This is a genomic window from Sphingomonas sp. So64.6b (assembly GCF_014171475.1).
Lineage (GTDB): Bacteria > Pseudomonadota > Alphaproteobacteria > Sphingomonadales > Sphingomonadaceae > Sphingomonas > Sphingomonas alpina_A.
This window is the reverse complement of sequence record NZ_CP048817.1, coordinates 2,166,893-2,188,715: the sequence shown is the minus strand read 5'-3', so window position 1 is coordinate 2,188,715 and position 21,823 is coordinate 2,166,893. Positions and strand designations below refer to the sequence as shown.

The 21,823-nt window shown below is 63.5% G+C and carries 15 protein-coding genes and 1 tRNA gene; 5 read left to right on the top strand and 11 right to left on the bottom strand.

From position 1 onward, the window contains the following. Positions 1-478 precede the first annotated feature (478 nt). Together G4G27_RS10480 and G4G27_RS10475 are read left to right on the top strand one after the other, a co-directional pair. Positions 479-3,100: a TonB-dependent receptor gene (locus tag G4G27_RS10480; RefSeq protein ID WP_183113267.1), complete on the top strand. Its 2,622-nt coding sequence runs from the start codon at positions 479-481 to the stop codon at positions 3,098-3,100. Beyond that, positions 3,100-3,951 (top strand): hypothetical protein, encoded by an 852-nt coding sequence (locus G4G27_RS10475; RefSeq protein ID WP_183113266.1) that lies wholly within the window; start codon positions 3,100-3,102, stop codon positions 3,949-3,951. The genes G4G27_RS10480 and G4G27_RS10475 overlap by 1 nt, the downstream gene beginning before the upstream one ends. On the opposite strand, the gene G4G27_RS10470 is transcribed toward G4G27_RS10475, so the two are convergent. The 6 genes from G4G27_RS10470 to G4G27_RS10445 all read right to left on the bottom strand — a co-directional run bounded on the left by G4G27_RS10470 (position 3,938) and on the right by G4G27_RS10445 (position 9,506). Then, positions 3,938-5,323, bottom strand: coding sequence for an MBL fold metallo-hydrolase (locus G4G27_RS10470; protein ID WP_183113265.1), 1,386 nt, complete (start codon positions 5,321-5,323; stop codon positions 3,938-3,940). The genes G4G27_RS10475 and G4G27_RS10470 overlap by 14 nt on opposite strands. A gap of 92 nt (positions 5,324-5,415) precedes the next feature. Then, positions 5,416-5,940 (bottom strand): hypothetical protein, encoded by a 525-nt coding sequence (locus tag G4G27_RS10465; RefSeq protein WP_183113264.1) that lies wholly within the window; start codon positions 5,938-5,940, stop codon positions 5,416-5,418. A gap of 481 nt (positions 5,941-6,421) precedes the next feature. Further along, positions 6,422-6,712 (bottom strand): hypothetical protein, encoded by a 291-nt coding sequence (locus G4G27_RS10460; protein WP_183113263.1) that lies wholly within the window; start codon positions 6,710-6,712, stop codon positions 6,422-6,424. Between the two features lie 204 nt (positions 6,713-6,916). Then, positions 6,917-8,047, bottom strand: a complete 1,131-nt coding sequence (locus tag G4G27_RS10455; protein WP_183113262.1) for an AI-2E family transporter — start codon at positions 8,045-8,047, stop codon at positions 6,917-6,919. Positions 8,048-8,185: 138 nt separating this feature from the next. Beyond that, complete coding sequence (locus tag G4G27_RS10450; RefSeq protein ID WP_183113261.1) at positions 8,186-8,890, bottom strand: hypothetical protein; 705 nt, start codon at positions 8,888-8,890, stop codon at positions 8,186-8,188. Between the two features lie 199 nt (positions 8,891-9,089). Continuing rightward, the gene (locus G4G27_RS10445; RefSeq protein WP_183113260.1) at positions 9,090-9,506 is read right to left on the bottom strand and encodes a hypothetical protein; all 417 of its coding nucleotides are present in this window, start codon (positions 9,504-9,506) and stop codon (positions 9,090-9,092) included. Positions 9,507-9,759: 253 nt separating this feature from the next. Here G4G27_RS10445 and G4G27_RS10440 point away from each other — a divergent pair, with 253 nt between their 5' ends. Further along, the gene (locus tag G4G27_RS10440) at positions 9,760-11,343 is read left to right on the top strand and encodes a Na+/H+ antiporter (protein WP_183113259.1); all 1,584 of its coding nucleotides are present in this window, start codon (positions 9,760-9,762) and stop codon (positions 11,341-11,343) included. A gap of 286 nt (positions 11,344-11,629) precedes the next feature. After that, positions 11,630-13,771 (top strand): TonB-dependent siderophore receptor, encoded by a 2,142-nt coding sequence (locus tag G4G27_RS10435; protein ID WP_183113258.1) that lies wholly within the window; start codon positions 11,630-11,632, stop codon positions 13,769-13,771. A gap of 72 nt (positions 13,772-13,843) precedes the next feature. Here G4G27_RS10435 and G4G27_RS10430 read toward each other — a convergent pair whose 3' ends face one another. The 5 genes from G4G27_RS10430 to G4G27_RS10410 all read right to left on the bottom strand — a co-directional run bounded on the left by G4G27_RS10430 (position 13,844) and on the right by G4G27_RS10410 (position 19,784). Then, entirely contained in the window at positions 13,844-15,514 is a 1,671-nt protein-coding gene (locus G4G27_RS10430; RefSeq protein ID WP_244624701.1) for a C13 family peptidase, read from the bottom strand. Between the two features lie 563 nt (positions 15,515-16,077). Continuing rightward, positions 16,078-16,152: transfer RNA gene (locus G4G27_RS10425), tRNA-Glu, on the bottom strand. 54 nt (positions 16,153-16,206) lie between these two features. Then, the gene (locus G4G27_RS10420; protein WP_183113256.1) at positions 16,207-16,602 is read right to left on the bottom strand and encodes a VOC family protein; all 396 of its coding nucleotides are present in this window, start codon (positions 16,600-16,602) and stop codon (positions 16,207-16,209) included. A gap of 36 nt (positions 16,603-16,638) precedes the next feature. Further along, the gene (gene recJ / locus G4G27_RS10415; RefSeq protein ID WP_183113255.1) at positions 16,639-18,402 is read right to left on the bottom strand and encodes a single-stranded-DNA-specific exonuclease RecJ; all 1,764 of its coding nucleotides are present in this window, start codon (positions 18,400-18,402) and stop codon (positions 16,639-16,641) included. Between the two features lie 398 nt (positions 18,403-18,800). Continuing rightward, positions 18,801-19,784: a M28 family peptidase gene (locus G4G27_RS10410; protein ID WP_202049680.1), complete on the bottom strand. Its 984-nt coding sequence runs from the start codon at positions 19,782-19,784 to the stop codon at positions 18,801-18,803. A gap of 131 nt (positions 19,785-19,915) precedes the next feature. Between G4G27_RS10410 and G4G27_RS10405 the strand changes: the two genes are divergently transcribed. After that, on the top strand, positions 19,916-21,805 hold the full coding sequence (locus G4G27_RS10405) for a CocE/NonD family hydrolase (RefSeq protein ID WP_183113254.1): 1,890 nt from the start codon (positions 19,916-19,918) through the stop codon (positions 21,803-21,805). Positions 21,806-21,823: the final 18 nt, after the last annotated feature.

The window sequence follows — 21,823 nt, the reverse complement described above, 5'->3', positions numbered from 1 at the left end:
TGGTTGAATCGCAGCGCATAACCAAGCTGAGGGATAGCAGTGGGAGATATAGGACACCGGTTGTGTCACATCTTTGCCGCGCTCGCGCCGGCGAGATGATCGTATAATATTGTTATATATCAGGCGCTAAACTGAATCCAGAGAGATTGAGCGACGCTGGACCCGAGTCTCGCGGATTTGGGCACGCCGAGCGCCCCCGCGGCGCGCGTCAGGCTCTCCAGCTCGACCATTTAAGTGAAGACGGCAAGGCCACTGGTTTCAACACCCGGCCGGCATACCGGCGGTTCGCGTCGGCCACCAGCCGGCGCGTTGCATTTGCGCCAACACCAAGTTGCGCTGGCTACGGCTTCCGCGTCATGCCGCAGTCATAAAAAACTCTCAATGGACGGTGCCGGAGGGGCGATCGTTGCCGAGTTGGCGACAAGCCCCTGACAGATCACCGCGATGCCCCATGACGGGCACACGCTGAGGGGGAAACATGATAAGCCATCGTCGTACCGTAACGCGCCTGGGGGTGTCGGTCCTCGCCCTTTGTACGGCCGCCGCCGCTCACGCCCAGAGCGAGCCGCCGGCCGCATCCCAGGCCGAATCCGTTCCGGCGGGCGACGACAGTCAGGGCGATATCGTCGTCACCGGCCAGCGCGCCAGCCAGGAACGCGCGCTCGACGCGAAGCGCCAGGCGATCGGCATCCTCGACGTCGCCGCCGCCGACGAGATCGGCCGGTTGCCCGATCGCAATGTATCCGAAGTGGTCGAACATCTGCCCGGCGTCGGCGTGACCTATGACCAGGGGGAGGGACGTTATGTCTCGATCCGCGGGGTGCCGTCGAACCTCAATAACTATACGCTGAACGGGATAGAGATCGGCAACCCCGATGGCACGACCCGCTCGCTGCCGCTCGACATCGTGTCGGGCCAATTGCTCAACCGGGTCGAGGTCGCCAAGGTCAAGACCGCCGATATGGACGGACAGGGAATCGGTGGCACGATCAACCTCGTCACGCAGACGGCGTTCGATTTCAAGGACAGCTTCTCGCTCTCGGCGAGCGGCAAGGCGGGGTATCAGCAACTCAATCACAAGGTGCCGGTGCAGGGTGATTTGAGCATCGCCACCCGCTTTGGCGCGGACGAGCAGTTCGGGCTGGTGCTTGGTGCGAGCTATTCCAATCGCGATTTCGTCAGCGAGGGTTTCTACCCCGACAATTGGCGGCCGGATTCGCGCTTCGCCGGCGGCGGGGTGCCCGACAATATCAAATACACCGAATATTCGCTCGACCGCCGCCGCCTTGGCGCGACCGGATCGTTCGACTGGCGCCCGAGCGACACGCAAACCTTCTACATTCGCGGCATCTATTCGAAATTCATCGAGGATGAGATCCGCCCGCGCTACCGGCTCGATTTCGCCACCCCGGCGATCGCCAATGGTCCGGGCTTCACCGTCAATCCCGACGGCGTGACCGGCACCGCAACGACCGGAACCGAGCGACGCGAGGATTTGCGGCTCGATTACAAGGCGAAATGGCTCGCGACCGGCATCATCGGCGGCTCGACCGAGCTCGGCAAGCTGAAGTTCGCTTACGAGGGCGCTTACAGCCGCAACGAGACGCTCGACCAGTTCCCGATCTGGCAGTTCCGCTGCAATCCCGGCACGGTCAATTTCGACCTGACCAACCCGATCTACACTGCGACGCCGGTGACCGAATGCACCGCGAACCAGATGCAGTTCCGCCAATATACCTATTCGCATCAGCTCAACACGGAGAAGATCTGGCAGGGCAAGGTCGATGCGACCTATGATCTGGATGGTGGCAGCTTCCTCAAATTCGGCGCGAAATATCGCAATACCGATCGTGATTTCGATCAGGACAATCCGACTTATGTCCGAGGTGCGGCGGCAAATCGCTGGACGCTCGGCCAGTTCGGCCTGGGCGGTCCCGCAACTTGTGTCTATCCGAACAGCCAGAATACCGGCCAATGCTATTCGAACGGCCCGACCTTCAACATCGATGCGCTGAACGACTTCACCGACCAGAATCTCGGCGGCGCATTGATGCCGCTCGATCCGGTCGCGACGCGCGCAAACAACACGCTGGCCGACTTCCAGCTCAAGGAAAGGGTCGCTGCCGGCTATGCCATGGCGAACCTTAAATTCGGCGCGGTGACGGTCACACCCGGCCTGCGCTACGAACGCACTTCGCTCGATATCACCGGCTATCAACTGCTCAACAACAACACGCTCAACCCGGTAATCACCCCGGTGTCGCGCAAGAATGATTATGGCGACTGGTTGCCGTCGCTGGTGGTGCGCATCACGCCGTCCGACGACACGATCTTCCGCCTCGCTTATTCGCGCAGCTTGGGCCGGCCGGAATACAGCAATTTGTCGCCCGGTGGGTCGATCAGCATGGCCGATGGTGCCGTGTCGCTCGGCAACCCCGATTTGAAACCTTACCGGGCCGACAATCTTGACGCGATGGCCGAATGGTATTTCGCGCGCGGCGGTATCCTCAGCATCGGCGTGTTCGCCAAGTTCATCAAGAACCCGATCTTTGGCGGCGTAACGGTGCTGCACGACACGACCTATAACGGCGTCTTCTATCAGACGCTCAGCATCTCCCAGCCGTTCAATGCCGACAAGGGCGACATCATCGGCATCGAGGCGCAGTATCAGCAGCAATTCACTTTCCTGCCGGGCCTGTTGTCGGGCTTCGGCATTCAGTTGAACGGCACGCTGACCGGCTCGACTCTGACCCTGCAGAACGGACGCAGCTCGACTTTCCCAAGTCAGTCGAAATATCTCTATGGCGCCGAGCTCTTCTATCAGAAAGGCCCGCTCGAGGCGTCGGTCGCTTATCACAATACCGGCCATGCCCTGCTCGCGGTCGGCGATGTCTGGTATAACGACCAGTATAATGACGATCTGCGCCGGCTCGATGCCAAGGTGAGCTTCGCGCTGTTGAAAAACGTCACTTTGTTCGCCGAGGCGCAGAACCTGACCGACGAACCGACGCGGCAATATCAGGGCGGCAACCCCGACTGGATCATCCAGAACGAACGCTATGGCCGCACCTTTTACGGCGGCGTATCGGTGAAATTCTGATGCGCTTTACCCATCTCCTCGCCGCCGCCTTGCTGGCCCCGCTCGCGTCGCCATCAGGGGCGCAGGAGGTCGTGACACCGCCTGCGGCAACTGCGCCGGAACTCGCCCCCGCCAGCGTGATCGCGCGCTGGACGGCGGAGGAGGCGCGGCAGGGTGTCGCGGTCGATGCGCGCTATTTCTATCCGATGACCAACAACCGCATCGGCAAGTACGACAAGAAGACTGGTCGTCGCGTCGCGCTATGGGAAGGGCCAAAGAGCCTCTACCCTCATATGAATTCCTGCGTGGTCGATGGCGCGTTGCTGGTTTGTGCGGCGTCCAACCATCCCACCATCCCGATGGCCAGTGCGGTCGAATTCTTCGATACCGCGACGTTGCGTCATGTCCGCAGCGTCGCGCTGCCACCGCTGCCCGGCTCGCTCACCTGGATCGAGCGGCGCGGTAAGGACTGGTATGCCGGCCTCGCCAATTATGACGACGGTCATGGTGGCGAGCCTGGGCACGACCATCGCTGGACTCTGCTGGTGCGGCTCGACGCCGAATTCCGCCTGACCGGGTCGTGGCATTTCCCCGAAAGCGTGCTGGCCCGGTTTGCGCCCATGAGCTGCTCGGGCGGATCATGGGGCGATGACGGCCTGCTCTATGTCAGCGGACATGACCGCGCCGAACTCTACGCAATGCGGTTGCCCGAAGCGGGGACCGTGCTCCACCATGTCGCGACCATCCCATTGCCGACCGGTGGCCAGGCGTTCAGCTGGGACCGTTCGGCGCCGCGCATGCTCTGGTCGCTTGACCGTCAGACCAGGAACGTCGTGGCGAGCCGGATTCCGCCAGTCGTCACGGCAAGGTGATCGACAGCGCGGACTCCGCGCCCTTGTCGAACAATGCCAGCCCCTGTTGCAGGTCGGTCATGGTCGCGGTGCGGCCATGGACGCCGACGATATGGTCCACGCCGAGCTTTTGATTCCTGATCAGTCCGGCCAGTTCGGTGCCGGTCCTGAACGCCGCCGGCACCTTGCCGCGTTCGGGTAGGTAGAAGAGATCGCCCTGAAACACGCTACGCGACCGTGCGTCATATCCGACCAGCATGGTCGAGGCATGGCTGCTTGCCAGCGGATAGATACGGATGATGCGGTCGCCCAGATCGATCTCGGTCGCCGTCGAAATCTCGCGCACATGTGCTGGCAATGTTGCGCCGAGCTGCCGGCGCAACGCGATGCCGCCGCCGATCCCGGTGACGACTTCGGCATCCGGATAAGCGGGCAGCCCGGCCATGTGGTCGTTGTGAACATGCGATGCGATCACATGGGCGATACGGCGGTTCGGCGCGGTGCGCTCGATCAGCGCGCGCACTGCCTTGGCGTCGTCTACGCCGATCGGCGCATCGAACAGCGCGACTTCGCGGCTGCCGACGACGAAACCGGTATGATAACCCGATGCCGTGCCATCGACGCGGTAGGCGCCATGCCCCAGCGGCGTCGCGCGCAGCGGTCCTGGATCGTCGGCCGGCCGATAGCCTGGCGGCAGGGCCATCTGCTGTACATCGGCGGCCTGAGTCGGTGCGATCTGCATGTCAGTCCAGCGGGCGATTTCACGTCCGTCGCGCAGCCGCACGATCTGTCGCGGCTGTTGCGCGTCTGCCGACCAGCCGTCGTAACGGTAAGTCTCCGACCCGATTTCGGCCTGTTGCAGCTCGCCTGTTCCTGAAAAGCGCAGCGCAACGACGCGTCCGGCAGCGTCGGTATACCGTACCAGCCCCGCTTCGTCCGACGCCTTGCGCTCCAGCGCGTCGCAGGCGAGCAAGCCGGGTATGAGCAGCCTGAGATCGGCATGGTCCTTCACCGCGCTGGCCGCGTCGTCATGCTGCAGCACATCGCCTTCGCGCCAGCCGAGCAGGTCGACCGTGTCCTCCCCGGCGGGCGAACCGATCGTGCGGAAACGGAACTCGATATCCCCCGGATACAGGGCCGAGGTACCGAGCATAAAACGGCCATCGGGCAAGAGCAGCATCGTCTGATGCGCCTGTATCGTAGCGGCGGCGGTTTCGGGATTTTGCGCCTGTTCGGGCGCGAAGCGCGCTCCGGACAATGTCCCGGCCGCCCCCGATGCGGCGAACGGCCGGCATATACGGTCGAGCGCCTCGCGATGCGCGCCGGTTGGGGATGGGCCGGCCGGCTGGCTGAACGCGATGGTGATCAACGATGCGAACAGGGTGCCGTTCATTTGGAATCCTCGACTTGGCGGGGATAAGATCGGGCCGGACAGACCGATCGCCGATCATGATATCATGCACGAACGCGTCAAGGATCGGCGTTCTATTGATCCTTCGCCTTTTCATAGCTGTCGAGTGCCGCCTGATCCTCTTTCATCACCAACTCGCAGGCAAGCAGCGTCTTTCCGGGCAAGGACGGGCTCTCGCGCGCGACGATCGACACGATTCCCGCATCGGGCGATGGCTGTTCCGCCGCCGGCAGCGCCCGCGCATAGCCTTTGCTCGATGTGCCGAGCAGCGAGGACCGCTCCGGTTCAAGGTGATAACGCTTGGCCAATGCGTCGGCCTGAAGCCCCTGGACCAGCACGCCAATCGCCGTACCGGCGAACACCACTTCCCTGCTGCTGAATCCGTCCTGCCCGATCTCGTCGGGCAGCTTGTAGACTTCGGCGGTCAGCAGGGATTTGTCGGGCTTGGCGATCTTCTCGACGGCTTCGTACAATGTGGTCGCGGAGTCCATCGTGTAAGGTGGCTTGCACAGCGCCGCATCGTAGAAAGGCTCCGCCGATGCGGCCGTTCCCTGGAATAATCCCGCCACGGTCATAGCGACGAGGTAGCTGCGAACCATCGATGTTCCTTCTTGGATGTCAGTTCCGATCCGGATCACGATATCATGCTCCGGGGCAGCTCGCGACGACGATGTTCCTCGCCGGCCACGTCATGCGACGGCGCGCTTCACGGTGTCGCCGCTGACATTCGCATCGCTGTTTCACCGACTCGCGAGGCAATGGCCGCGGCAGTAGCCGGCGCGTGGATTCGGGGATCTGGTAAGCCCGTGGGGGCGTGCTGGCGGCGGTGGAGATGGGCAACGCCGCGCTCTGGGTGACGATCCACGGCCTCGCCGCACTCGATAGTGCGTGCCGCTGGAAATCGTTCGTGATCGAGGCGCTGGTTTTAAGCCGCGTCATATTCGGCATGTCATCTGATCGCATCGTGTGTCGATCTTCGCGTGCCGGGATACGCCGTAACCGATGCCCGGCCTTAAGCCCGACCGAGGGAAAAAAGCGGGTAGGCGCAGCCGAGGGGACGGCGCCTACCCAAGAAACCCCCTAGCGCGGGTTTTTCTTCTTCTTGTGCTTCTTGTCGGTCGTTGGATCGGTGGCGGCCGAAGAATCGTCCGCGGGTGCCGATGCGTCGGCGGTCTGGCCGGCCTGTGGGTCGGCCGGCGTAGCCTGGGTCGTTGCCGGATCTGCCGGTGGTGTCTGCGTTGTCGTGGGCTCTGCCGGGGCCGACGTGGTTGGCGATGTCTGCTCGGGCGTCGTCGGCGCCGGCGTTGTCTGAGCATAGGCTGCGACCGGCAAGGCTGCAGCCGCGATCAGAATAAATACTGGAATCTTCATAGGTAAACTGTCCGCTCACAAGCCGGCAGAACGCGCCGGCAAGCAAACACTAGAGGATTGCGGGCCGCGCTTATAGTCGGACCGGTTCGGCCCAACGCGCTTTAGGGTCCGATCTATGATGAACCGTGTCATGCCTCCGTTGGAACGTGCGAGTCATGATCATTTCTTGCAGAACGCCCCCAGGATCTTCACGTCATTCCCGGCTTAATGCACAGGATCGTCGGCCGATTCTGTCGTTGATGGCGACATCCATTGACGCCAGACGAGCAACAGCGCGGCCATTACCACGGGGCCGACGAACAGTCCGACCAGGCCGAGCTGCGCCAGGCCGCCGAACGCGCCGATCATCGCCAGCAGAAACGGCAGTTTGACCGCGCTGCCGATCACCGACGGCTGGACGACATTGTCGCCGACCGTCATCACAACCACGCCGAACGCAAAGAGCAGGCCCCCGGCCAGGAAGTCGCCATTGCCGATCAGGATCAGACTGGCCAGGCCGAACGCCGCCCAGGCGCCGAACGGTACCAGCGCCAGAACGATCGTGAAGGTCGCGAAGAGCAGCGGCTGAGGCACGCCGGCCGCGCCATAGCCGATGCCGATGATCGTCCCTTCCAGAACCGAGACGAGGACGGTTCCGTTCACGGTCGCTCGCACCGCGCCGATCATGCGCTCCAGAAACGTGCCACCGAAAGCGCCGAACATCCTGACCGAAACCTCCCGCGATTGGGCGGCGATTTCCCTCCCGCGCGCCAGCAGAGTCGCCAGCGCCAGCAACGTGACGAGGAACAGCGCCGATTCCTTGGCGACCTCGCCGCCGATCGAGCGGGTCCAGCCGAGCACCGATGACGCGGTGAGCGTGCCCAACAGCGCGTTCGACCCTTGCGGATTGGCAACATGCTGCTGCCACCAACCGTTCAGCCGATCGCCGAATAGCGGGATGCCGGCCAGCCAGGCGGGTGCGGCGATCCCGCTTTGTTGCGCATGCTTCAGCCATTCGAGCGCACCCTGGCTCTCCTGCGCCAGGGTGACGGCGGCCAGCGAAAGCGGCAGGATGACCAGCAACGCGGTCGCCAGCGTGAAGAGTGCCGCGACCAGTCCCGGGCGGTCAGGCATGCGCCGCAGCGCTTTCTCGAAAAGCGGCCATTCGGCAATCGCCAGCACCGCCGCCCAGGCAATCGGCGTCAGGAATTCCGACGCGATCCAGCAGGAGAGCAGCACGATGGCGAGCGTCAGATAGAGCTGGCGCGTCCGTACACGATCAGGCTCGGCAACGTATTGGACGCCGGCTTGCGGACCCGGCTTGGCCATCGCGCCGCTTTCGGGTTCAATCGGCATTGGCGCTCGATGCGAATATTTCAAACCACATGTCGACGCTCCGGCGGACGATCCGTCCGATACCCGTCTCTTCCTTCTGGGAAAATTGGGCAAGCCTTGAGCCGTGCAAGGCACCCGCCATCGGCAGGAGGAATTGCCTCAGTCGGTCATTCTTCCGAAAGGCAGCAGCTTTCGCGCCAGCGCGGCGGCGGTCTTGCCGTCATTGGCGCGCAGGGCCGGCAGGATCGCGATGGCATTGCGTTTCATGACGATATCGAGCGGCGTCGGCGTAGGGGCACGGGCGGCGGCCTCGGCGAGTTTGCGCGCTTCGGCGACATTGTTGCTGTCGGATCGTATCCGCATCATCGCTGCCAGGCCCGGGCAGAACGCTCCCTGATTGCCGAGCGCAACGGCGCGGGTGAGCGCCGCTTCGCCCAGCTGCGCCTTGGCCCCCAGCATCGTGCGGGCCATGAAGCCGCCCAACTGATCGATGGCATCAAGATGCCAGCCGGCGATGACCATTTGCGCTTCGGCATCCCGCGGATAACGCGCCGCCAGCGCTTCGAAGATAGCCAGCGAGGTGCGGGCGTCGGACCGGCTGCGTGTGAGCTTGGCGCGGTAACCGATGGCGACGCCGCGCTGGAGCGTCGCTTCACGGTCGCCGGGACGCTCGGCCAAAATCCGGTCCGACACAGTGATCGCGCGACCGATCAGAACCAGCGCCCTGGCCTTGTCCGTGGTTTGAAAGGCCGCGGCGGTCAGCAACTCGCGCGGGGTGTTGGCCATGGCGGGGACTGGCATCACCGCGAGTGCCGCCGCCGCGCAGGCAATCATTGGGCGCCATATGGCCATGGTGATCGGCATGTAGGGTTCCTCGACAGTCCATTGGTCGTAATCGCCCCGGAGACGGGACGGCCGGCGGGCGATGACCGCAACTGCAGCCTGACTAGCTGCTATCGTCGCCAAAGGCGATGCTCAGGCCTTTGTGCTGCCCGGCGCCGCTTTTGCGCCTTTATGCCTGGAGGGGAGTGTGAGGCGCTTGGCAGCGCAAACGCCCGATCGGCTATGCCGGGCGGGGTTGCAACGGGAACGGTGTCACGACGCCAGCCGCCTCTCCGGCGACCGACAGCAACATGATCCGCATCGAGCGCAACGCGATCCGCATCGTCATGGCGAGGTCATGCTGGAATTGTCCGGCCAGCGGTGCGGCATCGTCATCTTCCAGCATGTCGAGCAGATGCCGTTCGTCGGGTGTGAACGCCGCATCCGACGGGCCGCCTGCCTGAAAACGTCGTCCGAACCTCGCCTCGAACAGGGTCATCACGCTGTCGAGTACCGGCGCGAGCAGGCCGGCGCCCAATGTCTCGAGGCGTTTGTACAGGCTGAACTGGACCGGGTCACCGGAATCGCGCGCGATGCGCCAGCTCCTGGCGCCTTCGATGATGGTCCAGACGGCAGAGGGGGCGGGCGCGAAACGCATGGGGGTGCCTTCTTGATTTCCCCTTACGCTGCCTCGCTTTTGCGACTTATTCGCAGACGATAGGCCGGCTCTGTGACACCCGCAAGACACAATGACGCGTTCGATCGCTCGCGGCGATGCAGTCGTCGCAGACTGGCCATCTCGGTGACGATCAGTCAGCGCTTTGCTCCCGGCCCGCCATGGTGGCACAACGCATCATTGGGTCATGCAAAACCAGGTCTGGCATCCGCCTGACCAGATTGTGGGAGCGCCGATGCATCCTGTCGAGACATTCGAACTCGTCCTCGCTCTTCTTGCCGGCGTGATCGCGCTGCATTGGGCGGCGCGGCGCATTGGCCTTCCACCGGCGACCGCATTGCTCGTCGGGGGCGGTGGCCTCGCCTTTGTGCCCGGCCTGCCTCCGGTGGCGCTTGATCCCGAGATTGCTTTGGTGCTGTTCCTCCCGCCGCTGCTGATGGACGGGGCCTATTACACCGCGTTCGGCCGCTTTCGACGACACCTTCCAGGGATCCTGTCGCTCGCCGTCGGCGCGGTCGTGTTCACCACGCTGGCGGTTGGTGTCGTCGTCCACTGGCTCGTCCCAGGCCTCCCATGGGCGGCCTGCTTCGCCCTTGGCGCCATCGTGTCGCCGCCGGATGCCGTCTCGGCGCGCGCCGTGCTTCAGGGCGTGACGCTTCCGCGGCGGCTGTCGGCATTGCTGGAAGGAGAAAGCCTGCTCAACGATGCAACCGGGCTGGTTCTGTTTCGCTTCGCCGTCGTCGCCACGCTGAGCGGTGTGTTCGATAGCGGCGCGGCGGTATCGAATTTCCTCTTCCTTTCATTTGGCGGGATCGTCGTGGGCCTCGCAGTCTCGGCTGTCTGGATGTTCGTCGTCCGGCGCCTGAGCGACCAGACGCTGATCATCCTGGCCAACACGCTCATCTGCTGGGCCGCCTATATCGCCGGAGAGATGGTTCATGTCTCCGGGGTGATCGCGACGGTCGTCGCCGGGCTGGTGCTCGGCTGGTATCAGCATATCATCTTCCCGGCGCAGGTCCGGCTCCGCGGCGCCGCCTTCTGGCAGACCTTGGTATTTGTGCTCGAGGCTCTGGTTTTCATCCTGATCGGCTTCTCGCTTCGTGGCGTGCTCGATCGGGTCGGCGGGATCGAGGCGGTTTCGACCACGATGGCCATTCCTGTCCTTGGCGTCGTGCTGACGGTCGTGGTCGCACGCTTCGTCTGGATCTTTGGCAGTGACGGCCTGCTCGGTGTGCTTCGCGCAATTGGGTTTAAACGAGCGCGTCCGCTCGGGGCGCGGCAAGCGACGGTGCTCGGCTGGACCGGCATGCGCGGCGTCGTGACGCTAGCGGTGGCGCTCACCTTGCCGGCGTCGATGCCGGGCAGGGACCTGATGCTCGTGATCGCCTTCGCGGTGATCTTTGCCACCGTCGTCGTGCAAGGGACGAGCCTCGGCTGGCTGATCGGGCGAGTCCGGCCGGTCGACCAGGATCCGCCGGCGAAAATGAACCTGGCGCAATCGGAGGCGGCGATCGCCCGTGCCAGGACCGATGCCGTGGAGGCGCATGCCTATGCACCCGACGGAACGCTGATCCACCCGCAACTCCTCGAACAATCTCGCAAGCGTCTGGAGGTCATCCAGCGCTACGCGGCGGATACGGACAAATTCATGGAAGGCGCCCGAACGCATTTCGACGTCGTGCTGATCGCGCTTGCTGCGGGACGCGCGGAACTGATCCGCATCCATCGCGCAGGGCTGATCGAGGACGAAGTGCTGCACAATCTGGAACGCGATCTGGACGTAGAGGAACTGGGTATCATCCTCCAGCGCGACACATAGCAGCCCGGTTCAGGAGCCTGTTACGCCGGGGCATACGCCCCCAGCCGAGATCCGGCCACTTAGTTAAGGTCGTCAACACTCCGCTTCTTGCAATTGCGATTAAATCGCATTAGCGATCCGCGTCTAGTCGAATCATCGGCTCGTCGCGAACGGTGACGCTCGCTCCATCCCCCGGATCACCGGTCCGCCTAGCACCCGGCCCGTTTCTGGCCGGAGCGATTGCGGGTGTGTCCGGCGCGGCGCGGAAGATGAGGCGCGACGAGAGCTGATATAAAAGGGGACATTGATGCGCCGTTCATTTCGCTTGCTGCTGGCGGGCCCTGCCTGGGCACTCACGCCGGCACTGGTCCATGCTCAGGAAGCATCGCATCAGGGCACGGCGCTCGAGGAAGACAGCAGCGACGACATCGTCGTAACCGGCTATGGCCGAAGCGACCAGCCGACCACCGCGACGGGGCTTCGCCTCACGCCGATCGAAACGCCGCAGACGATCAGCGTCATCACGCGCCAGCAGATCGACGACCAGGCGCTGATCTCGATCAACGACGCACTCGATTTCGCCGTGGGCATTTCCAAAAAGGATATCGACCGCGGCCGCAGCGCGATTTCCGCGCGCGGCTTTGAGGTGCAGAATTTCCAGCTCGACGGCGCGCCATTCGTCAACGGCAATGTCGGCTTTGGCGAGACCAGCACGGCGATCTACGATCGCGTCGACCTGGTGCGCGGCGCGGCGGGCCTGATGCACGGTGCGGGTGACCCGTCGGCGGTCGTCAACCTGATCCGCAAACATGCCGATGCGCGTGACTTCACCGGCCGGGCCAGCCTTGAGGGCGCGTCATGGAACCGCATCGCCGGGACGCTGGATATCCAGTCGCCGCTCAATGCCAGCGGCTCGGTGCGGGCCCGCGCCGTCGCTCAGGCCTATCGTCAGGACGGCTTTGTCGATCGCGAGGAAAAGAGGGGCGTTGTCCTGTACGCTGTGGTCGATGCCGACCTCGGCGCGCGCACGACATTGTCGGTCGGTGCCAGTTATCAGCGCGATGATCGCGATGGCGTGATGTGGGCGCAGCTGCCCTATTGGTATACCGACGGCACACGCACCCACTGGCCGCGCTCCAAGACCACCGGCACCGATTGGGGATTCTGGAATACTACCGAGATCTCGGCCTTTGCCACGTTGAAGCATGAACTGGGCGGGGAATGGAGCCTTCGCGGCGACCTCGGCTATCACAAGGGGCTGGAGGAATCGAAACTGCTCTGGCTCAACGGCGTGCCCGACCGAGTGACCGGCGCGGGCGTGGACACCTCAGGCTATTGGTACAAGGCCGATCCCGAACAATGGCATGGCAGCATCCAGGCCAATGGTCCGTTCTCGCTGCTGGGCGGGCAGCATGATCTGGCGATCGGCGCCATGGTCAGCCAGCTTGCCGATGGCTGGAGCAATCGTACTCCGCCTTCGGTCGATCCGATTGCCGATTTCAATCACTGGGACGGCAACCTCGCCGACCCCGAATGGGGCGCGCGCTTCCAGTCGAGCAAAGGCACCACCGCCCAGGCGGCGCTATACGCCACGACGCGGATCAGCATAGTCGACCGGCTGAAGCTGATCGGTGGCGGACGCCTGAGCTATTTCCGGCGCAACGAGCAAGAGACGGTCGACACTCGCGCCTACCGGATCAGCTATAAGGGCACGCTTACGCCCTATGCCGGCCTGATCTTCGACATCACGCGCAACCTGTCCGCCTATGCGAGCTACACCAATATCTTCAAGCCGCAGGGCAATGTCCGCGACCGCGACGGCCGCCTGCTCGATCCGCTGGAAGGCAAGAGCTATGAGGCGGGGCTGAAAGCGCTGCTGCTCGACGGCAAGCTGCTGGCGACCGCCGCTGTCTACCGCATCGAGCAGAACAACCTCGCCGTGCCCGATCCGGGGGAATTCGTGCCGGGCACGAACATCCCGGCTTCGCGTGGGGCGAAAGGGACCGTCGCCAAGGGCTATGAATTGGAAGTCGTCGGCAAGGTCACGCGGCAATGGGATCTCAGCCTCGGCTGGAGCCATTACAGCGCAAAGGATGCCGACGATCTGGACGTGCTCAGCCATCAACCGCGCAAAGCGTTCAATTTCGCGACCAAATACGCCTTTGCCGGCGCGCTCGACGGGTTCAGCCTCGGCGGTGCGGTCAAATGGGAAAGCCGCCCGCCTGTCACCGCGGAGAACCCCGGTACCGGCGTAGTGGAGCCGATCGGCCAGCCGGCCTACGCTATCGTCAATCTCATGGCGCGCTACGCAATGAACAAACAGCTGTCGCTTCAGCTCAACGTCGACAATCTCTTCGACCAGACTTTCTACAGCGGCAACAGCTGGTTTCCCGGCTTCGTCTATGGCGAGCCGAGAAATGCCCGGGTGACGTTGAAATACGGTTTTTGACGTCGCCCGGGAGGAACCGGGCTAACCCGATCAGGCGCCGGGCAGCGTCGTCGGCGGAATTCCTTCCAGTCCTTAGCGTCTAGCACTGCCTGCCTGCGTCCAAAGCGCCTGCATGTTCCGGCCGACGGAGACCTGTGGCTCGGAAGGGGTAAGATGTTCTCCGGCTTCCCAGCCTATTACCGTGCGCCGCGCGGCCTCGAACGCGTCGCGCAGCGAGGCGCCATGTGCCAGAGGTCCCTTCAGGAAGGCCTCGCCGAAATACGTCACGGAGCGCGTATCGTCGCAACCGAAGGAGCTACGGTCCTTCCGCGCCGCCGTGATCACGATCGTGTCGTCGTTCGCCAGCGCAGGAATCCAGCTGCCCGAAAAACAGGCCGAAACGATAATGATGCGCCGCCTGATCCCCGCACGCGCCAGCGCGTCGGCGACCGAGGCGGAAGAGATCGGGGTCAGATCGTCATAGGTCGGAAGGGCGGTCGCGAGTTCGGCATCGCGCGATCCGTGCGACGCCAGATAGACGAACGCAATGTCGCGGACAGGGTCGATCCGGCGTCCAAGGCCGCGGGCTGCCGCTGCCATATTGTCCTGAGTTGCGAACGGCGCATGGAGAACATCCGTCACTCCATTGGAGAGTAGCACACCGCCGCGATAATCCCCGCCATAGCGCGTGGCGGCGACCCGCAACGCAAGATGAGCCTCCCGCGAGAAGAGCTGTTGCTGCCCATCCCCGGCGACGGCGATGGCATAGACGTTGGATCGGCCGGGAATGCGAGGCGACAGGCCCTCAACTGCTTTCTCTACCAGCCCCGGTTGCGCCCCCCACAGGCGATCGACGGGGATGGCGCGCATCGCGTCGATGCTCTTCTCAGTCGCGTTTTCCTGCTCCGAGGGACCGAGGCCGAGCAGTGATCGCGCCTGCGCCGAGGCGCGGTAGAAGGTCAGATCCGCCTGAGAAAACCAGGCGGCGATGGCGATCGTCGCGATCAGGAGGCCGGTAGCAGCCCAGATCCGTTTTGCGTTGCTATGCGAGAAGCGCAGCCAGACCGACAGGATCGCGACCATGGTCATCGCGCCCGCCAGGATGCTGAAGAACTCGTCTTCCTGGCCCTGCGGCGCAAGGAATTTGGAGAGCAGCAATTCTCCCTGAAAGACGATCGCGATGGCAAGGAAGACTGCCGCAAGCCCCAGCGTCGCGGAGCGTAGTCGCAGAACCCAACCAGCCAGCAACGCGGCAAGGACAGGCATGCCGGACAGGAACAGAATCCCACTGACCATGCCGCCGCGATCGCGGAAGAGAATGGTGTCAACGATCGTGAGTAGGGTAAGGACCACCCACAATAACGCTACCCGGCCGGGATTGGACCAAGCCGCAATCCCCCACGGGCGGACCCGCGTCTTCTCTGCGTCAGCCTGGCCCGGATTTACCCGATTGGCGGCCGCTTTGACTCCCTTTCTCGGCAGGCCACTCCGGACAAGCGTCTCTTCGAGGTCGGTCCATTGCGTGTCGGTAAAGCAGCGGCGCGGCAAGACGTAACAATTATGGTCACTGAGATAGATCAGATATCCTGATATTTCCTGCCGCCAACTGTCGAACTGGCTCCACGCCATGACGACCGTAGTGGACGCGCTATGAAGGTCCAATCCCTCGTCGGTCCAGCTCGTCCGATATTCCTCGTGAAGGGTGCGTTGCTGCCGGAAGAGCCGCCGCGCCTGATATCCGGTAAGGCCGTCTCCCAGTAGCACCAGCAGCAATATGGGCACGATGATCGCCGCGCAGAAGATCGAGGCAGAGCGCGCCGCATCTGCCCAGGTCGCGTCTTCCAGCAGGTTGATCGCGAATCCGCCCAGCCAAAAGATCGCGAGGACGAGCGCCTTATAGCACAGAGACCGGCGGGAGCTGGCGCGGCGTCTATATTGCACGCGATAGGCGACGATGACGTCTTGCTCGTTCAACGTATAGGTAATCGTTCCCGACATTCAGCCTCCTGCCAGATCCGGCTAGCGGGCAGAGATTGATGAATCGTGCCTTTGCGCAAGCTGGATCCGGCTTTTCTTTCTCGCCCGCCTGCAAGCGCCCCGGCGCGTCGCCTGGCGACCTAGGCACGATGAAGATGCTTGCCGAATCCTCCCGGCATTCTCGGAGGCAGGCAACAAAATCTCGGGGAGATATTTCCGGTCTGGTCGATGACACCGTGCAGATTGAAACCGGACCGACAGCAATTGGGACGAAAGGCGGGACGGAATGTGGGCGCGATTCTCAACGCTCTGCCGAAAGGGGGAGAAAACGCACATTTCTCACCTGATGATGGTGACCCCTACGGGAATCGAACCCGTGCTTCAGCCGTGAAAGGGCCGCGTCCTAACCGCTAGACGAAGGGGCCATACCCGCGAGCGGGATGAGCAGGTGACGCGCCTAGGGAAATGGCGCGGTCGGGTCAAGGCACTGTATCGTCATATCGACGATGACATACCGCCTGAAGCTTATTCCCGTCGGGATCGCGGACATAGGCGCCGTAATAATTGGCGTGATAATGCGGGCGCAGCCCAGGCGCGCCCTCGTCGCTGCCGCCATTCGCCAGCGCTGCCGCATGGAACGCGTCGACCGCCGCCCGGTCGGGGGCCAGGAACGCGGTATGCGGCCCGTTGCCGGGATTCGGCGCACCACCATCGAAGGGCGAACCGACAAACAGTTTCTGCCCCGCCAGGTCGCCGAAGATCAGGCCGCCTTCACGTTTGAACGGCTGATCGATGCCGAGTACCGCCATGACCGGTTCGTAAAAGGCGCGCGAGCGATTGATATCGGCGCTGCCCAAGGTGATGTGACTGAACATCGTTTTCCCCTTCAGTCCCGCTCCATAGCCTTTGGGCTACTCCGCCCAGGCGGCGTCGTCGAGGTGGAGTTCGGCCGCCGGCTTCGCGCCCCAATCGTCGATCCGCGCGCGCCCGGCGAGCCACAATTTGCGGTGCGGCGGTGCGCCGAGCAAGGCCATGCCCAGCGCGGTGTCGGCCTGGCGGAAAGCGACGGTCTTGATCGTGCGGCCATCATCGCCCGCGACGACCGCGCGGACATGGCCGTTGCCGACAATGTCCGCCTTGATGATTCGCACTGGCCCGGCGACCACGCGCGGCTGCGGCCAGCCCATGCCATAGGGGCCGCCAAGGTCCATCGCCTCGACCAAAGCAGGCGTGATCCCGCCGGGGGCAAGCAACGCATCGAGCAGCAGCGCGCGATCGCCGATCGACCGTGCAACACCCTCGGCGAGGCGCGAATCGAGAAAGGCGGCGAACGCATCGAGCTGGTCCGCGTCGATGGTCAGGCCTGCCGCCATGGCATGACCGCCACCGGCGACGAGCAGGCCCGAATCCTTGGCCGACAGCACGGCGGCGCCAAGGTCGACGCCTGAGATCGAGCGGCCTGATCCTTTGCCGACGCCGTGTTCGTCGATCGCGATGACGATTGCGGGGCGGCCGTATTTTTCTTTCAACCGCCCCGCCACGATCCCGATCACGCCGGGATGCCAGCCATGGCCCGCCACGACGATCACTGCATGATTGCTTTTGGTCAGCGCCATAGCCTCGGCGCCTTCCTGCACCAGGGCCTCGATCGCGCGGCGTTCTTCGTTGAGCCGGTCAAGCTCGGCGGCGATATCGGCGGCTTCCTGCGGGTCGCGGGTGGTGAGCAAGCGCACGCCGAGATCGGATTTGCCGACGCGCCCGCCCGCATTGATCCGCGGCCCCAGCGCGAATCCGAGATCGGTCGCGGTCGGCGCACGCGTCAGGCGAGAGGCGGAGATCAGCGCGTTGAGCCCGATATTGCGGCGCTGCGCCATCACCTTCAACCCCTGCGCGACGAACGCGCGGTTGAGGCCCTTCAACTGCGCGACATCGGCAACCGTGCCGAGGGCGACGATATCGAGCAGGTCGAGCAGGCGAGGCGGCTCTCGCCCGTCGAAATACCCGCGCCCTTTGAGCGTGCGGATCAGCGCCGCACCGAGCAGGAAGGCGACGCCGACCGCCGCGAGATGCCCGTGCGCTGCGCCCTCGGTCTCGTCGAGCCGGTTGGGGTTCACCAGCGCATGGGCATGGGGCAAGGCGAGTGCGCATTTATGGTGGTCGACGACGATCACGTCGACGCCAGCGACGCGCGCCTGTTCCAGCGCTTCGAACGCCTGCGCGCCGCAATCGACCGTGACGATCAGGCTCGCACCCTCCGACTTCAGCCGCACCAGCGCTTCGCCCGAAGGGCCGTACCCTTCCATCAGGCGGTCGGGGATATAGGCCTTTGCCTCCAGCCCGAGATCGCGGAGCAACAGGATCATCAGCGCTGCCGAGGTCGCGCCATCGACGTCATAGTCGCCGAAGATGGTCACCGCCTCGCCCGACTGCACCGCATCGGCCAGCCGGTCGGCGGCCTTGTCCATGTCACGGAAGATCGACGGATCAGGCATGAAGCCGCGAATGCTTGGGGACCGATGCGCCTCCAATTCTTCGCGCGGGCAACCACGGGCCAGCAGCAATTGCGTCACCAGATCATCCGGCGCAAATCCCGGGTCACGGGTATCCGTTTCCAGCGCGCGCCAGCGCCAGGGCTGGCCGAGGATCGACGAGGTGATGTTGAGGACATTGGTCATCGGATCAGGGAAATCGGGATATCGGAATGCTGCATCAGACCATAGTGGCATAGTATCGCGGCGGTGGCACGTTGTACGCCGGGCTGTGGCGAGTGGGCCGATTCAACGCCGGCGTCGCACATAGCATGGTGGCGCCGGACGGATCGCGGTGCGCTATCCGGAGTGCTCTTTGACATGACTGCGAAAAAGAAGAGGGATTCTCGCTGCTGTTCCGGTGCGGCTGTTCCCATGCTGTTATGCGCTGTTTTCATACTGTTATTCGATAACAGCATCGGGGCAGTTTAAGTGTCAGAGAAACAATGGAAAACTTGAACCGAAAATCCAACTTAACAGCATCAGAAAAAATTCCGGCAAATAACAGCGTGAAACAGCAACTGGCGTCGGCGCGGAACGATTCGCTAACGCCAGTCGCGGATCATCCGCTCCAGCCCCGAGACGACCCGCGCCAGCCGCCCATAATCGACCTTGTCGGGTGTGTCGGCCGGGCTGTGATAATGCGGATAGCGGAACGGCGCGGTATCGGTGACCATCAGCGCCGGGATGCCGACCTGGCCGAACGACCAGTGATCCGACCAATCGATTCCCTGGATGAAGGCCGGCGCGGTGCCGCCGACGCTGGGGAATTGCGTTTTGTCGCGGAACGACCCGACGGCCTTGCGCAGGAACGATCGCGACGATGTCGTGCCGACAAAGGCGACGAAATCGCCCTTGCTCGGATAGAGCATGTCGAGCGGCGAGGGGTAGTGCTGGCTATGCTCGCGGTCGCTGTAGAAACCCATCGTCTCCAGCGACATCATGCCGATCACGCGCTCGCCGGATTGCTTGAGGCGTTTGGCATAGACCAGGCTGCCCATCAGCGGGGTCTTGAAATAGGGCGGCTCCTCATTGACGAACAGCACCAGCCTGAGGCGATAGCGCGCCTTGCCGCGCAGATCGGCAAGGCGGCGCGCCAGTTCGATCACGCCCGCCGTGCCCGATCCATTGTCGTTCGCGCCGGGCGCCATGCCGGCGCTGTCGTAATGTGCCCCGATCACGATCGTCCCGGCATCGGGCTTCGCGGGTTCGATCACCACCTCGATGTTGCGCACGATCTGGCCATCAGCGGCAAAGCGTTGGCGCTGGATCGCATATCCCAGTGATGCCAGCACGCCCTCGATATGGGCAGCGGATTGTTCGAGCTCTTCGGGATGTTCAATATTGTGCGGCGTGCTCGCAATCGCTTCGACATCGCTTCTCAAGCGCACTGCCATCGCGCTTTCCCCGGCGGTCAGCGACGGCAGCGGACCCGCATAGGATCGGCCGGGAACCGCCGTCATCCACTTCAACGCAAGAACCGGGGTGGAGAACAGCGCGACGACAAGGCAGAGGGCGAGTATCTTCACTCCACGCTCGCTCAGATTGCCGATCCACTCCAGAAACAATGCCTGTTGCCTTTCCGATCGGCGAGGCCTTCCGTCTGCCCGTTATTCATGATTATCTCCAGCCATTCCTCCCCCGTCGAAAGCCTCCCATCATGCGCATCCTGAAGCCGCTGACGGCCATCGCCCTGCTGGCCGCAACCTCCTTGTCCGCCATTGGCTACAGCCAGACCGCACCGATGACGCCGGACAACGTTGCCGCCTATGACCCGATCCGCGAACAGGCCGATTATGTCCGCAAGGAAGTGATGATCCCGATGCGCGACGGGGTGAAGCTGTTTACCGTCATCGTCATGCGCAAGGGCACCAAAGGCGGCCCGATCCTGCTCAGCCGCACGCCCTATAATGCGGGCAAGGCGACGATGCGCAACCGCAGCCAGAAGATCGAGGAGATCTTGCCGATCTCCGACGCGGAGTTCGTCAATGACGGTTATATCCGCGTCTATCAGGATGTGCGTGGGCTCGACGGGTCGGAGGGCGATTATGTCATGACGCGGCCGCTTTCCGGGCCGCTCAACGATACCAAGATCGATCATTCGACCGACGCCTATGACACGATCGACTGGCTGGTGAAGAATGTGCCCGAATCGAACGGCAAGGTCGGCATCACCGGGTCATCCTATCTCGGCTTCACCTCGCTGATGGCGCTGATCAATCCGCACCCGGCGCTGAAGGCGGCGGTACCGCAGAGCCCGATGGTCGATGGCTGGGTCGGCGACGACTGGTTCCACAACGGCGCGTTCCGCATGCCCAATTTCGCTTATATCCTCGGCCAGACCGCGAAGAAGGGCGGCGGCGCCGTCCCATATGGTTCGGGTGACGAATATGATGTGTTCCTGAATGCGGGCTCGGCCGGCGATTTCGCCAAGACTTATGGCGTGGACAGCTTGCCCTATTCGAAGAAGCTGATGGAGCATCCCGCCTATGACGAATATTGGCAGGATCAGGCGGTCGACAAGCTGCTCGCCAAGCGCAAGCTGACCGTGCCGACGATGCTTGTCGTCGGGCAATGGGATCAGGAGGACAGTTACGGCGCGCCAGCGGTCTACAAGGCGCTCGAGCCGCAGGACAAGAAGAACGACATGGTCACTCTGGTGATCGGCCCGTGGCGGCATTCGGGGGTCAATTATGACGGTTCGAAGCTCGGCGATCTCGATTTCGCCGGCGACACCGGGCTGCAATTCCGGCGCGATTACATGAAACCGTTCCTCGATCGCTATCTCAAGGACGGCGCGCCCGCGGTGAAGACGCCGTCATCGCTGACCTATGCAACCGGGATCGACAAATGGGAGGCCCGCGCGGCCTGGCCGGCCGGCAAGGCGACCCCGCTCTATCTGCAAGGCAGTTTCGGCCTGTCTTGGGACAAGCCGGCGGCGGCGGGCCGTGACGATTATGTTTCCGATCCTGCCCGGCCGGTGCCGTATCTGCCGCGCCCGGTGTTGCCCAACAAGGATGATGCGTGGCGCACCTGGCTGGTCAAGGATCAGCGTTTCGTCTCGGGCCGCACCGATGTGCTCGAATACACCACGACCGCGCTCGACAAGGATGTGCATATCGCGGGACAGCCGATGGTCGATCTGTTCGCCGCGACTTCGGGCAGCGACAGCGATTGGGTGGTCAAGCTGATCGACGTCTATCCGCAGGAACTGACCAGCCAGCCGAAGATGGCCGGGTTCGAATTGCCGATCGGGATCGAGATCTATCGCGGGCGCTATGTCCATGGTTTCTCGACCCCCGCCGCGCTGACCCCGGGCAAAGTCGAGAATTACAAGTTCGGCCTGCCCAATGTGAACCATGTCTTCAAGAAGGGGCACCGCATCATGGTGCAGGTGCAGTCGAGCCTGTTCCCGCTCTACGACCGCAACCCGCAGAGCTATGTGCCCAACATCTTCTGGGCGAAGCCGGGTGATTACAAGGCGGCGACGCAGACAGTGGTCCATGCGCCGGATCAGGCCAGCGCGGTGTGGCTGCCGGTGGTCGATTGAGCGAGCTTTCCCCTCCCT

Excerpts from the sequence above, each read along its gene's own strand:
- G4G27_RS10480 (WP_183113267.1), top strand. The coding sequence starts at position 479 with ATGATAAGCCATCGTCGTACCGTAACGCGCCTGGGGGTGTCGGTCCTC.
- G4G27_RS10475 (WP_183113266.1), top strand. The coding sequence starts at position 3,100 with ATGCGCTTTACCCATCTCCTCGCCGCCGCCTTGCTGGCCCCGCTCGCG.
- G4G27_RS10470 (WP_183113265.1), bottom strand. The coding sequence starts at position 5,323 with ATGAACGGCACCCTGTTCGCATCGTTGATCACCATCGCGTTCAGCCAG.
- G4G27_RS10465 (WP_183113264.1), bottom strand. The coding sequence starts at position 5,940 with ATGGTTCGCAGCTACCTCGTCGCTATGACCGTGGCGGGATTATTCCAG.
- G4G27_RS10460 (WP_183113263.1), bottom strand. The coding sequence starts at position 6,712 with ATGAAGATTCCAGTATTTATTCTGATCGCGGCTGCAGCCTTGCCGGTC.
- G4G27_RS10455 (WP_183113262.1), bottom strand. The coding sequence starts at position 8,047 with ATGCCGATTGAACCCGAAAGCGGCGCGATGGCCAAGCCGGGTCCGCAA.
- G4G27_RS10450 (WP_183113261.1), bottom strand. The coding sequence starts at position 8,890 with ATGCCGATCACCATGGCCATATGGCGCCCAATGATTGCCTGCGCGGCG.
- G4G27_RS10445 (WP_183113260.1), bottom strand. The coding sequence starts at position 9,506 with ATGCGTTTCGCGCCCGCCCCCTCTGCCGTCTGGACCATCATCGAAGGC.
- G4G27_RS10440 (WP_183113259.1), top strand. The coding sequence starts at position 9,760 with ATGCATCCTGTCGAGACATTCGAACTCGTCCTCGCTCTTCTTGCCGGC.
- G4G27_RS10435 (WP_183113258.1), top strand. The coding sequence starts at position 11,630 with ATGCGCCGTTCATTTCGCTTGCTGCTGGCGGGCCCTGCCTGGGCACTC.
- G4G27_RS10420 (WP_183113256.1), bottom strand. The coding sequence starts at position 16,602 with ATGTTCAGTCACATCACCTTGGGCAGCGCCGATATCAATCGCTCGCGC.
- recJ (WP_183113255.1), bottom strand. The coding sequence starts at position 18,402 with ATGACCAATGTCCTCAACATCACCTCGTCGATCCTCGGCCAGCCCTGG.
- G4G27_RS10405 (WP_183113254.1), top strand. The coding sequence starts at position 19,916 with ATGCGCATCCTGAAGCCGCTGACGGCCATCGCCCTGCTGGCCGCAACC.